Source organism: Paenibacillus sp. XP01 (assembly GCF_057364885.1).
On record NZ_CP139481.1, the window covers coordinates 4,707,056 to 4,719,986 of the forward strand.

General features: G+C 54.2%; 10 protein-coding genes. 2 read left to right on the forward strand and 8 right to left on the reverse strand.

All coding sequences use genetic code 11. The features are described from left to right. Positions 1-24: 24 nt before the first annotated feature. From SNR34_RS21185 to SNR34_RS21210, 6 genes are all read right to left on the reverse strand, one after another. The gene (locus SNR34_RS21185) at positions 25-954 is read right to left on the reverse strand and encodes a hypothetical protein (RefSeq protein WP_486180126.1); all 930 of its coding nucleotides are present in this window, start codon (positions 952-954) and stop codon (positions 25-27) included. A gap of 23 nt (positions 955-977) precedes the next feature. Next, positions 978-2,345: a nucleotide sugar dehydrogenase gene (locus SNR34_RS21190; protein WP_236416375.1), complete on the reverse strand. Its 1,368-nt coding sequence runs from the start codon at positions 2,343-2,345 to the stop codon at positions 978-980. 346 nt (positions 2,346-2,691) lie between these two features. After that, the gene (locus SNR34_RS21195) at positions 2,692-3,531 is read right to left on the reverse strand and encodes a response regulator transcription factor (RefSeq protein ID WP_486180127.1); all 840 of its coding nucleotides are present in this window, start codon (positions 3,529-3,531) and stop codon (positions 2,692-2,694) included. A gap of 71 nt (positions 3,532-3,602) precedes the next feature. Then, positions 3,603-5,003: a glycosyltransferase family 2 protein gene (locus SNR34_RS21200; RefSeq protein ID WP_343261037.1), complete on the reverse strand. Its 1,401-nt coding sequence runs from the start codon at positions 5,001-5,003 to the stop codon at positions 3,603-3,605. Between the two features lie 22 nt (positions 5,004-5,025). Next, positions 5,026-6,234: a HEAT repeat domain-containing protein gene (locus SNR34_RS21205; protein ID WP_236416381.1), complete on the reverse strand. Its 1,209-nt coding sequence runs from the start codon at positions 6,232-6,234 to the stop codon at positions 5,026-5,028. A gap of 32 nt (positions 6,235-6,266) precedes the next feature. After that, positions 6,267-8,492: a hypothetical protein gene (locus SNR34_RS21210; protein WP_486180128.1), complete on the reverse strand. Its 2,226-nt coding sequence runs from the start codon at positions 8,490-8,492 to the stop codon at positions 6,267-6,269. A gap of 887 nt (positions 8,493-9,379) precedes the next feature. Here SNR34_RS21210 and SNR34_RS21215 point away from each other — a divergent pair. Then, entirely contained in the window at positions 9,380-10,624 is a 1,245-nt protein-coding gene (locus SNR34_RS21215; protein ID WP_236416385.1) for a DNA polymerase IV, read from the forward strand. Beyond that, positions 10,621-10,959 carry a YolD-like family protein gene (locus SNR34_RS21220; protein ID WP_486180129.1) on the forward strand — a complete coding sequence of 113 codons (339 nt, stop codon included), beginning with the start codon at positions 10,621-10,623 and terminating at the stop codon, positions 10,957-10,959. The genes SNR34_RS21215 and SNR34_RS21220 overlap by 4 nt, the downstream gene beginning before the upstream one ends. Positions 10,960-11,328: 369 nt before the next feature. Here the strand turns inward: SNR34_RS21220 and glsA are convergent, their stop codons facing one another. Further along, on the reverse strand, positions 11,329-12,276 hold the full coding sequence (gene glsA / locus SNR34_RS21225; RefSeq protein WP_236416389.1) for a glutaminase A: 948 nt from the start codon (positions 12,274-12,276) through the stop codon (positions 11,329-11,331). 54 nt (positions 12,277-12,330) lie between these two features. After that, positions 12,331-12,819, reverse strand: a complete 489-nt coding sequence (locus tag SNR34_RS21230) for a GNAT family N-acetyltransferase (RefSeq protein WP_486180130.1) — start codon at positions 12,817-12,819, stop codon at positions 12,331-12,333. Positions 12,820-12,931: the final 112 nt, after the last annotated feature.

The following is a 12,931-nucleotide window of genomic DNA, read 5'->3' on the forward strand; positions in this document are numbered from 1 at the left end:
GATCCTTACTCTCTCGAAGTATAGCTATTCATTTTGATCGAATTGGCTTGCATTTTTAGCTGCATTGCCTTTTGCCAGCGGAATGCCGTTTTTCTTGGCATACCAGGCTTGGTAATGATGGATTGCCACCCCTGCAAATGACGAATGTTCCTTTCCAAGGCGGAACACGTTCGCAATCTCTTCATCCATATTGCTCAGCGTTTTGTTGTAGAAGGTCAGATGCTCCCCTTCATGCGTGTCCCCGAGTTCAGCGCCGATCCACACCTTTTTGCCGAGTTCATCCGCTTCGTCGAGCTCCTCGCGGGAAAGGTCATACATCTGCTGTCCGCTGTCCCGGTAAGCCATGATGGCCACGGCGTCGAAGCTGTTAATGATCCAGCGGCTGAGCGTGCCGCCGCCATTTGCCGCTTCGCGCCCATCCAGCCAGAACGGGATCGCCGCGCTCATGTACAATCCCGCTTCCTTGCCCTCGGCGGTCCAAGCGCTCATATTGTCCTGCCATTCCGCAATGACCTCACTCTGCTCTTGCTCCCAGCGCTGAAGCTGATACGGCTCCACGTCGAATTGAATGCCCGTGAACCGTTCTTCCGGTGCTGATGCCTCATTATAGGCCTTTACTTTGTCCACGAACGCAAGACCCTCTTCGCGCTTCTCCGTATAAGCCCAATCCGCATGGCCGTTCAACGCATGCACTTTCATTCCGGCCTTGTGCGCGGCAGCAACGAAATGGCGGTATGCATCCTCCGTGACCTCATCCTGCAGCTGCAAGAAAATGACTTCAATCCCCTGCTCTTTCGTGAACGCAATGATCTCCGGCGTTTGCTCGGCAATGATCGACGCATCCCACAGCCAGGTCGACTTATGCTCCTCGGTGGCGAACCACCGGAAGAGCCAGGGCAGGAGCAGCAGGCAGAACGTCAGTGCCAGCACAGCCCATTTTGCCTTGGCCGGCATCTTGCCCTTGAATGTCATCGGCTTTAGACGAGCAGCGCTTCGCTATGTTCGAGCACAGGATGTTGAACGGAATGGCCAATTTTGTAAATATGCGGCTGCGTGTAGCTGCGGAACGCATTGCGCGTGTCCAGAATCGGCACGCCGAGGTCGGCAATGTCGCCATACGGCAGGTCTTTATGGTTCGTGATCAGCACGATGCAGTCATATTTCTTGAACTGCTCCAGGCTGAACGGCACGCTTGGCACGGTCTCTCCATGCTTGTCGCGGAAGGAAGCGGCATATGGATCATAGTAGCTGACGTTGGCTCCGCTCTCTTTGAACAGCTCGTATACCTCAAGTCCCGGGGATTCACGCAAGTCCGCAATGTTAGGCTTGTACGCCATGCCGAGCAGCAGCACGTTCGAATTGCGCACCGACTTCGCGTATTCGTTCAGAATGACGGAGGCTTTGTTCAGCACGTAATACGGCATGTTGTCATTGGTGGACTGCGCCAGTTCAATGAATTTGCTGTAGAAACGGAAGCCCTTCGCTTTCCAGGACAGGTACATCGGGTCGAGCGGGATGCAGTGGCCTCCAATGCCCGGGCCCGGGTAGAACGGCATGAATCCGAACGGCTTCGTCGCCGCCGCGTCGATGACTTCCCAAATATCGATGCCCATGCGGTCGCACATCATCGCCATTTCGTTCACAAACGCGATGTTAACGCTGCGGAACGTGTTTTCGAGCAGTTTGGACATTTCAGCCACTTTCGGGGAGGATACCGGAACGACGGTTTGCACGTATTTGCTGTACAGTGCCGTTCCGAGCTTCAGGCACGATTCTGTCGTGCCTCCGATGACCTTCGGCGTATTGAACGTCGTGAAACGTCCGTTGGACGGGTCCACCCGCTCCGGCGAGAAGCACAGGAAATAGTCTTTGCCTGCTTCATGCCCGATCTTGTCCAACTCCTGCTGGATGAGCTCTTCGGTCGTTCCCGGGTAGGTCGTGCTTTCGAGCGTGATCAGCATGCCTGGCTTCATGTGCCGTTTGATCTGGTCCACAACCGTTTCGATGTAGGAGGTATCCGGGTCCTGATTCTCGCTCAGCGGCGTAGGCACGCAGATGCTGAGCGCATCGATCACGCGCAGCAGGCTGTAATCCGTCGTCGGCTGGAAACGGCCGGTTTGCATCACCTTTTTCAACTCGTCGGACGAAATGTCATGAATGTAGGAATCGCCATGATAGATACGATCCACCTTCGATGCATCCAGGTCGATGCCGATGACCGTGAAGCCCTGATTGACCATTTCCACGGCCAGCGGCAGACCTACGTAACCGAGCCCGACAACGCCGAGCACCGCTTCTTTATTCTCAATCGCATTCAGTAAAGTGTGAACATGTTGATTCTCCATGGTATTCCCTCCAGGCTGTATTTTTGGTTTTTTGTATTTATATAAGCCGAAGATGTTTCGCACCAAGACACTTCGAGCACAGTACCATCTTCTGATCGCCGTTATCCCCGGATTTTGTTGAATCCCCTTTGGCTAAGGGGAAAATCCGGGATAAGCCTATGCTTCCGATGCAGCTTTCCTTCAGAAAGCTTTCAGAACGCTCCGCTTCTCCAGATTGGTTCTGTCTCTCCGTTCATGTGCATACGCTATTTTCGCCTTATATAATGGTTCGTGGTACGTCTCGGCAGAGACTAGTATCCGGCTGTTATGCACTGTTCATGATGGATTGTCGATCATCTGAACCTACTCAGTGCAGGCACCGCCGGATTCTCGCATCCAGTTCTACCGGGGAGAACGGTTTGGTCATATAGTCATTCACGCCGCTGCTGAAGCATTGGCTGATCGTTTCCTCCACTCTTTGCTCGGTTAACACCACGATTTTGGGCGGGTGTTCCACCTCCAGTTTCTGAATGTGATGAATAAACGGGAGGCCATCGATGCCGTACAAGTTCAGTTCGGTCAATACCAGGTCAGGCTCCACCTTTCCGATCATTTCGAGGGCTGCGAGTCCATCCACCGCTTCATAGGTTTCGTACCCCTGCATCTTCAGCCGCAATTGCAAAAATTCGCGGATCGTCGGATCATTATCGACAATCAGGATACGCTCCGCCCGTTCTGCCATCTGATCCGGCGTGTAGATCTGGATGTCGGCGGAATCGACCCGTCGGGCGAATTCCGCCATTTGCTGGATGACCGCCTGGGACGGCCGATCCTTGTCCTTGAAGCTGGCTACCACGATCTGCGGCCGTGCTCCCGGAACGGTTTCCAGCAAATGATGTTTGATGCATAGACCCTCATAGTGGACCTCATCCAACAGCAGACCTGGCAGCAGCACGCCAACCGTTTGGGTTGTCCCATCCTGCCATAGCTGAAAGCCATACTCGTTCGTTCGCTCCAGATACGTTTGAACCTGCTGCTCCGGCGGGGATTGCCCTGCACAATGAATGAACATGAGGCCGCATGCTCCGGCCCCGATTCCCTTTACTTCCTGCTCCATGCTTCGGTACACGTTCGCGGCAGCTTCACGCTGCAATGTCGCCGCATTCGACATGTTTTCTCCACCCTTCTCCTTTGGATTATCTATCATGGTCTTGCCGTATTGCTTCCGTTAACGCCGGCTTGCCTGAAGCCGGCTCATGCTTGGATCACGGCGCGAGCTCAAGCCGCTTCGGTTGTGTCCTTGCTTTCTTCGGACCAGCTCTGACGCGTCATCGTGCCCCAGGAGTTGTTGTTTTGCAAAAACTGGATGTGTCCCTGCAATCTCCACAACACGCCGAGCTGATGGTAACCGACGAACTTCAAGGCCGAGAATACAAGCATCTTGCCCAGATCGGACAGCTTGTTGTAACGTCTGAATGCGATCTCCTCCAGAATGAGCGCCCCGATGCTCAGCAGATAACCGCTCACCAGGTTAAGGGCACCGAACAATACGAGGATCGGCCACTGTGTCATGTCCAGCAGCACGTATCCGACCAGTGCCAGCAAACCGGTAATCCGGAAGTAGGGGTTCAGCGCTTCAAAAATGACGTTATACGGCATCGTGATGAGTCCCATCACCTTGTACTTCGGGTTGAACAGCATATCGCGGTTTTCCAGCATGTTTTTGAGATTTCCGCGTCCCCAACGCTTGCGCTGGCTGGACAGGATCCGGTAAGAATCCGGCGCCTGGGTCCAGCAAACGGCCTCGGGACAGAACGCCACGCGGTATTTCAGTTTATTTTCCAGCATGTAGCGATGCAGCTTGATAATGATGTTCATGTCCTCGCCCGGGTACCCGTCGCGATATCCGCCGACGGCAATGACGTAATCCTTGCGGAACAGGCCGAAGGCTCCCGAGACGATGATCAGGCCATTGATATGGCTCCAGCCGATCCGGCCTCCCAAAAACGCTTTGAGATACTCGATGGACTGGAACATCGGCCACATTTTGCGCGGCAGCGAAACGTCCTGCACGGCCCCGTTCTCGATTTTGCAGCCGTTGGCGATGCGCACATCGCCTCCGATGGCCACCGTTTCTTCCGGATTCTCCATGTACATGCGCGCCATGCGAATCAGGGCGTCCTTTTCGAGCAAGGAGTCGGCATCGATGGAAGAAATGAGCGGATAGTGCGACAAGTTGATGCCCGCATTCAGCGAATCGGCCTTGCCTCCGTTTTCTTTGTCGATGACGTACAGGCCCGGGAACTCGGGGTTGTGATAGATGCCGCGAATCGGCTGGCAAGGAATCTTGCCCCGAACCTGGGCATTGGATATCGGCTTCAGCTTGTATTCTTTCAGCAGCAGCTTCAGCGTATTGTCGCTGGAACCGTCATTGACTACGATGACCTCATACGTCGGATAATTGAGCGTCATCAGGCAGTTTACATTTTCGATAATCGTCAGTTCCTCATTGTATGCCGGTACCAGGAGAGAAACGGAAGGCACCAGCTGCGAACCGGACAATGTGTTGTACTTCGAATAATTCGATCGTCTGAAGATGGTCCAGATGTTGCGGAATGACAGGGCCATAATCGAAAAATAAAGCGTATTGACAAAGACGACGTAATAAATCGCCACCATGCCGTAAATGAACAGCAGATCCCTAAGCAGTGTAATCCCCTCCTAACGCGGCTACGCCTGCGCGTTTCTTGTTTGTCCTGCCGGCTTTCATGGGACCAAAATACCGCTCGTACAACAGTCGTTTTTGGTTATGTGCAATCATCTGCTCCACGCCGCGATCGCCGGGTCCGGGATGCTGCATGATGCTCTCGACGTGCTGTTTGGCAATCTCGCGTTCGGCTCCCGTTCCATGCATGGCCGCCTGGCACAGCGCCTCGAATCCCGGTTCGCCCAACTTGCCGAGGCTCTCCGCGCTGTTATGACGCACACCCCAGTCTTCGTCGCGCAGCGCCTTGCGCAGCAATGGAATGCTGCCCGCGGCATGCTTGGAACCAAGCGCCTGCGCCACTTCGGCGCGCACTTCCGGGCTCTCGTCCTGCATCAGCCGGAGAATGGTTTCATCGCTTAACGTCGGACTTGCGCTGAGATACAGCTTCACCGCTTCGGCACGCACGTCCTGATGCTCCGCACCGACCAGCTTGCCTAGCGCAGGCATCACTTCCGGTACTGCCTGTCCCCACATGGCGACAAGGCCTACCTTCACAAAATCCGGCTTGTCCGATTCAAGCAGCTCGATCAACAGTTTGCTGGGGTCCAGACGGGTTTCCAGCAAGATATCCGCCGCCAGGTGGTGAATCGATTTGCCCTTGGTCAGCAGCAGCTCCAGCATCTCCTTCAGTTCACCCTGGCGTGCGGAACATCTTGCGATCGAGCGGGCGATCATAATCGCCATCGGTCCCGGCTTCTCGTCCCGGAGCAGTTCCATCAGACCCGGCACCGCCTCGGGACAGCGCATGCCGCCCAGGCGGTATGCCGCATCGATCTGGCGTCCGTATCGCAGCCTGCCGAGCTCCTTCAAATCCTGTTCCACCATGCCGGCTTCCCGGCACAATGCAATCAGCTTGTCGCGGTACTCGCCTTTAAACTGGTCGATCCATTCGATGAGCCTGTTTTGAATCACCCGCCTTTCGAGCGGGGCCAGTTTGCCTGGCGGCAAACGCAGCGGACGTTGTTCCGCCAGCGCTGCCTGCAAATACGCGAAGTAGTCGCGCTGCTTTTGCTCATAGTACTGCGCCTTGCGCTCTTTGCCGTTATGGGATATTTTCATCGCAAACAGCAGAATGACCCCGATCACGACAAGCGCCGCACAAATGTATAGAAACAGGTAGGCCAAAGCCAGATTCGAAAACATGTGACAAAGCCCTCCTCATTCTTTTTTCTTAGTTATTCGCCTTGAAAACTAGGTATTTGTTCGAAGCGTTCCCGCATGGCATCATAGCTCAGCTTCAGGCGTTCGCTATAGTTTACTTGTTCCCACGGTTTCCAGCTGTAGACCGGCAGCGTCCGTAAATCCAGCGTATTTTTCTCACCGCCTGGCCATGCAACTTTTCCGGTGGCACGATCCGTCAACCATGGAACGATGGTGATGCCTTGGGTCGTTTCCGTCTCAAACGTTCTTCCTCCCGGCAGAGGTCCGTATTTGATGACTTGCAGGGAGCTTGGATCGCCGAAACCGAGCAGCATCCACGGAATTCGCATTTCCACCTGGTTCCCGCTGTACTGCCAAGCGGTTAGCGAATCTTCGTCCGCTTGGCCTGGAGCGTTGGTGCCACGTTTCAATATGCCCACCTCGGCATCGAGGAACGGATGTGCAGATCGTGTATCGGGCGGAGTCATGGTCAGGCTGACCGCCAGTTTCCAAGGCTGAAACGGATCATCGGATAACTCCTCTTCCTTGGGAAGCATATTGTAGCCGTCTTTCCCGTACAAGCGCCTGTTGAAATCATAGTCCCGCGCGATTTCCACTTCGGATTCGTCATCCTTGCCCAGCGTGATCACCGTTTCCAGACCGTCGCTCATCGTCCGGCCCGGAAGGCGCTTGCCCGGCTGATTGCCGCCGGTCAGCGTGTTCGTGCCAAGACGGAGCAGCGTTTGCTTCGGATCGAATGGCTTGTCCAGCGTAACGCCAATGTAAAGGTAGGCTTCGTCATGGGTCATTCGGATTTGCTGAATGCCTCCCACCTTGCCCTGCCAAACGTTGACCTCGCCTTCTTGCAACGCGTCCCAATCATCCAGCTTGCCGTCGATGGTCAATCGATCCTGTTTGCCGGGATCCATGGCGAGCAAGCCGAACATCTTCTCGTTGGTCAGTACATTAAGCCAATACGCGCGCCGATCCGCCGGAATTTCAAACGGCATCGTGTTCCACGTTTTTTTGAACCATTCGTCCTGCCACATGAACAAGATGGCTCCCGCGTACCCTTCGTCGTAAATATCCTGGGTCAGCGAAGCGTCGATCTCGCCTTGCTCGGTCTCATTGTGTCCCCCTTGGTCCCTTCCGCCCATGCCCAGATGGGAAATGCCAAGCGAGGAAGGAACGCCGTATTCTGTAATCATTACAGGCATATCGGAAAACTCGGCTTTCAGTTTGCGCAAATAACTTTTGTACGTATTGTACTCCCCGTTTTCATCCTTGATGGTCTGCAGCGTCTGATCCGTATGGAACAAATCGGGATAATACGGATACACGTGATACGCCGCGAAATATCCCCCTTGCCAATCCACCGGCTTAATGTGGCGGGCATCCACGCTGACAAGATCCTCCTCGTACAACGGTTCTCCCGGATGTTCGAGCACATCGGTCGTCACCCAGTTGGTGAAGGTGACCGGATGTTCCCAGCCGTATGTTTTCTCCAACCCAGCGGTGTAATCCAGCAGTTCAGCCAACCAGTTCTCGAACGGCGAAGCATCCGCCGTGCCCGCAAACTGGGCTCCCTTGTACTGCGGAACATCCGCATGCTTGGCATTGGTATTCTCCACCATGGTCGGGTCCCATTCCGTGCCCACATGCCAGGCCATCAAATATTTCCCCGCATCGGCCGTATATTCCCCGCTCGAAGCCCCTTGCTTCTCGGGAACGTCCGCATCCCCGTAAACGGCGGAAACCGCCTTTTCGATTTCCTGTTTGAACGTCTGCACGATGTGGTCGGCATAGGCGTCCTTGCCCTCGATCAACTGCTCCTCCGGCGACCATATGCCCTGTATAAAATATAACGGTTGCTCGCGGCCGCGATTGTAATCGACCAAAGCCGAGTAAAAAATCGGTTCATGGACCGTATAAATCCGGATCACATTGGCGCCCAGCTCCTGAATCTGCCCGAACCACCTCTGATAATCCTCCTTGGTCAGCGGAAACTCTCCCGGATAATGGCCCGGCGACGTTGCGCCCAAATTCACGCCTTTGACGAACATTTCCCGCCATATGCCATCCTGGCCATACTCCATGAACTTGGCTCCCTCGGTCTTGAACTTCATTTCCGCACCATTCTCCGCCGTGTACGTCGCGAGCCGGGGCTGCATAAACTGCCAGCCTGCCAGCACTCCGCCGGCCAGCACTGCCGTCCCAGCCAGCAACGTCAGCATCCAGCGCTTTCGTCTTCGTCTGCTCATGGCCTTCGATTGCCCACCTCACTATTATGCAATTTATCCTCACGCCTCTCTTTTTGCAGAAACCAGGAGGAACGCGGAATTTCTCGCATTCATGCTCGTTGACATCGTTCGGGATGTCTGCGGTGTAGTCTCACTATAGCGCCAAGACTCTGCTTTTGTAACTAGGCTGATGGAAGCAAACCTGAAAATGAAACATTTTGCCTATTATTCTCAAAAAATCAAGTAATTGAGCGTTTTGAGAAGCCTGCACCATCCATGAAAACAAAGCATGCATCGCCGCGATTGAGCACCCGTCCACATCTTTTCTTTCAGCCGTGTCCCCGCCCGAGGAAGTTATGTGTATGGCGGGTTGAAGCTGACGTCAATCTTGGACGCTTACCCCATTAAACGCCTGTCATGTTGTAAAGTTGCGCTTTATTTTTACAGTATTAACCATAAAGATTACAAAATTGATACTATAGTCCGATAACGCAGCAGCGGAAAACCGCATGGCATCAAGGTTTTCTGAAAAGAGCAGAAAATGAAAAAAAGGACATCAGTCCCCCTATGGGACCGTGCCCTTGATCATATTTCTTTACAAACATCAAAACGACCGCCCAGACATCGCCCAGAGGTCACAGATAGATAACATATAATGTAAAAACACACTTCTTATTCCCTATATTTCTCCGTTTTCGCTCTTCTGCCCATCCCCTTTCCCATTTGCAAATAATTCCGGTTGTCGCAAGAAGCATTCTCGGATATGCTTATAAAAAGAGAACACTTGTTCTATACTATGGATAAATGATCATATACTACACTGTTCGCACGTCTAAAGACGCCGCGATCCTGCAGGCCGATGTTCATTCGGAATATCCTGCCCACCAATGGACAAAGGAGAGAATCGCATGGAACGCCAAAAGGGGCCTGTCATTATGCTGGCCGACTGCCAGTCATTTTATGCCAGCGTTGAGAAATCGGCACATCCCGAATATAAGGACCGTCCCCTGGTGGTAGCGGGTGACCCCGCCCGCCGTTCGGGCATCATTCTGGCAGCTTGCCCTCTCGCCAAGTCGTACGGCATTACGACGGCCGAACGGCTGGGCGAAGCCTTGGCCAAGTGTCCGGACGTCGTCGTCATCCGCCCGCGGATGGCCGAATACATTCGGGTGTCGCTGCACATTACGAACATTCTGCAGTCCTATACCGACCTGGTCGAGCCCTACAGCATTGATGAACAGTTTCTGGATGTCACCGGAAGTCTGGACTTGTTCGGCGACCCGGAAACGATTGCCCGCAGCATTCAGGCACGGGTCATGGATGAGACGGGCGTACGGATTCGCATCGGCATCAGCGATACCAAGGTCGTGAGCAAGATGGCCTGCGACCTTTTCGCCAAAAAAATGCCTGGCGGCATCTGCACCCTGCCCCGGAAGGATATGCCGGCACTGTTATGGCCTAAACCCGTCCGGGACATGTTCATGGTTGGCTCCCGAATGGCGAAGCATCTGTACAACATGGGCATTCATACGATTGGCGACCTCGCGCAGACCCCTTTGCCCCGGCTGAGGGAACGCTGGGGAGTGAACGGCGAGGTGCTCTGGCGCATTGCCCGCGGCATCGACGATTCGCCCGTAAGGCCAGGAACCTATGCCCATCAGCAGCAAGGGATCGGCCACCAAATGACGCTGCCCCGGGACTACGATACTTGGGCGGATATTAAGGTCGTGCTGCTCGAATTAGCCGAACTGGTATGCAGGCGTGCCCGGGACAAAGCGCTCATGGGGCAGGTTGTGTCGGTCGGCTGCCGGGGGCATGATTTCGATCGGCCCACCGGTTTCTCCCGCCAAATGAAGGTGGGGGAGCCCACCAACATCACGGACGAAGTCTATGATGCTGCGGCCGCACTCTTCTTGCGCCACTGGGACGGTCTGCCCATCCGCCGCATCGGCGTATCCTTGACAGGTCTTATGTCGGATGCCGAAGTACAGCTCTCCTGGTTCGATGGACGGGATCGCAAGCGGGAACTGGAACGGGCCACGGACGGCATCAAACGCAAATTCGGGGACACCGCCATCATGCGTGCTTCCTCGCTGAATGCATCCGGGCAGGCTCAGGATCGTGCCCACAAAATCGGAGGTCATTACAAATGAGCAAAAAATTACAGCATAACGGGTTATTCGAATCTTCGCGCATGATGCTTCCCGAACATCGGGAGGCCTATATTTTGCATCAGGAGCGCCTTGCTCCCCGCAGCCGTCCTTCCCTCGATATGCAGGCGACCGAGGAAATGTCGCGTTTGCTTAGCAGTTCCATGGTGCTGGGAGACCGAATCACGATCACCTTGTTCCACGAATACGACGATGTGCGCGTGACCGGTCAGGTCGTTCGTTTGGACCGTCCCGCACGTACGCTCCGCATGCAGACGGAAGACGGGATGCGTGATGTGCAGATGAATCTCATTACGGATGTTGCTCTGGCGGACTAGACGCATCACTCTCTCCAGAATCATGAAACGTGTTCTTGCCTTGGAGAAGATGGGCCCGTAGGTACTTGGGCTTGGCTCGACCCTTGATCCGGAAACCGGATGCGGTCATCGAGAAGGTGCGGTCAAACGAGGAATGAAACAGGCCGGGTTACGGGTCGCGATGGAATGATGGCAGTAACTGCAATATATAAGAAGCCTGATGCCCGGCTTGCAGGACCGTGTGCCTAGCATGCCAAACCTTTGATGTGTCGCAGCCTGCTCCCTGCACCGGCATCCATCGCTCGTTCGAAAGAAGCAATTTGGTCCGTGACGGTTTTGCAGGCTGCCACCAAGGGTAATGATAAAGTTACGGCTTCAGCTCGGCTTCAATCAGAACATGCTCCACTGAAATTCCTTCGACAAGCGTTCCAACAAATGTACGCCCGCGATGCTGTTGCCCTTCCGGTTCAGTGCAGGACCTACCAGGCCGATGCCGAATTGCCCCGGAACCAGGGTCAGAATGCCTCCGGACACCCCGCTTTTGGCCGGCAATCCGACCTGAATCGCAAATTCGCCGGACGCGTTGTACATGCCGCAGGTGGTCATGAACGTTTTGGCAATTTGCACATAACGGCGCGGAATCAGTTCTTCCCCGCTAATGGGATCGGTTCCGTCATAAGCAAGCACCAGCGCCATGCGGGCCAAATCCGTACAGGTTACCTCAATCGAGCAGTGGCGGAAATACACGGCCAGCACATCTTCCACATCGTCCTTAAGCACGCCGTTATGCTTCAGGAAGTAGGCGAGCGACCGGTTCAAATGTCCGGTTTCCGACTCGGATTGAAATACGGCTTCGTCGTAGCCCAGCCGGTCGTTATGCGCCAATTTCCGGAAAAAATCCAAAATGCGCTGCGATTTTTCCGTTTTGCAATCCCCGGCGACGAGAGAAGACACGGTAATGGCACCGGCGTTAATCAGCGGATTAAACGGAATGCCGGGTTCGACCAGCTCCAGCTTGATCATCGAATTGTAGTCATCTCCGGTAGGTTCCATGCCCACATTGAAAAAGACGGCCTCTTCTCCGTGGTCCATCAAGGCCAGAATCAAGGTAAATACTTTGGAAATGCTCTGCATCGTAAACGTCACGCCGCAATCTCCTGCCGACACGCTCCGGCCCTCGGCGTCCATGATATGAATGCCCAGACCGTCAGGCGAAGCCTTGGCCAACTCGGGGATATACGAGGCGACTTTCCCTTGTCCTGTATGCAAGCGGCTGGTCTCCAACCATTCCGGCAAGAGCAGATTCAAGCGTTCCATCGTTGTGTTGCTCACTTCCATCTCCTCCAACTCCTTCTGATGTCTATGTATCACGCCCTAGATCTGGTGTAATCTCTATCTTTGACGTGTCAAATCCAATTCCAATATTTCACCCGGGAGACCGTCGTAATCGCCCACCCACACTGAAGCAAACTGCTGTTTCGTCAAAATACGGCGCGAAGCTGCATTCGAAGGATCAATAATGGCGTATAATACGCCAATTTGCCTATATTCTAAGGCAGCCTGCTCAATCAGGCGTGCAGCAATCTTGGTGCCATACCCTTTTCCCCAGTGCTCCGGCAAAATCATGTAACCCAACTCGGCCCGAGCCAGATCGGTTGCATCCGGAATCAGTTTCGCATAACCAACAGCGACTCCGGCAGTATCCATTACCCGATAATATCCGCCAATATGCCCGGCATTATAATCAAGCATCTGCGCGAACTGCGTTCGGGCTTCGGGTTCGGGCGTCGTGCACTCCGTGATCTGTTTCATGACTTCCATATTGGAGACAAGCGCGTAATAGTCATCGAAATGGGATGCGGCATATTCGACGAACTTCATTTATGTCCTCCTTTTGTACAGACACCAACCCGTACTGCGATGATGTAGATAGAGTATATCAGATGCCATATCATCCGTGCACGCCCGGAGAAAAGAAATTGGATACGACATG

Bases quoted from the DNA above. Each gene is read 5' to 3' on its own strand.
- SNR34_RS21185 (WP_486180126.1), bottom strand. From the start codon at position 954: ATGCCGGCCAAGGCAAAATGGGCTGTGCTGGCACTGACGTTCTGCCTG.
- SNR34_RS21190 (WP_236416375.1), bottom strand. From the start codon at position 2,345: ATGGAGAATCAACATGTTCACACTTTACTGAATGCGATTGAGAATAAA.
- SNR34_RS21195 (WP_486180127.1), bottom strand. From the start codon at position 3,531: ATGATAGATAATCCAAAGGAGAAGGGTGGAGAAAACATGTCGAATGCG.
- SNR34_RS21200 (WP_343261037.1), bottom strand. From the start codon at position 5,003: ATGGTGGCGATTTATTACGTCGTCTTTGTCAATACGCTTTATTTTTCG.
- SNR34_RS21205 (WP_236416381.1), bottom strand. From the start codon at position 6,234: ATGTTTTCGAATCTGGCTTTGGCCTACCTGTTTCTATACATTTGTGCG.
- SNR34_RS21210 (WP_486180128.1), bottom strand. From the start codon at position 8,492: ATGAGCAGACGAAGACGAAAGCGCTGGATGCTGACGTTGCTGGCTGGG.
- SNR34_RS21215 (WP_236416385.1), top strand. From the start codon at position 9,380: ATGGAACGCCAAAAGGGGCCTGTCATTATGCTGGCCGACTGCCAGTCA.
- SNR34_RS21220 (WP_486180129.1), top strand. From the start codon at position 10,621: ATGAGCAAAAAATTACAGCATAACGGGTTATTCGAATCTTCGCGCATG.
- glsA (WP_236416389.1), bottom strand. From the start codon at position 12,276: ATGGAAGTGAGCAACACAACGATGGAACGCTTGAATCTGCTCTTGCCG.
- SNR34_RS21230 (WP_486180130.1), bottom strand. From the start codon at position 12,819: ATGAAGTTCGTCGAATATGCCGCATCCCATTTCGATGACTATTACGCG.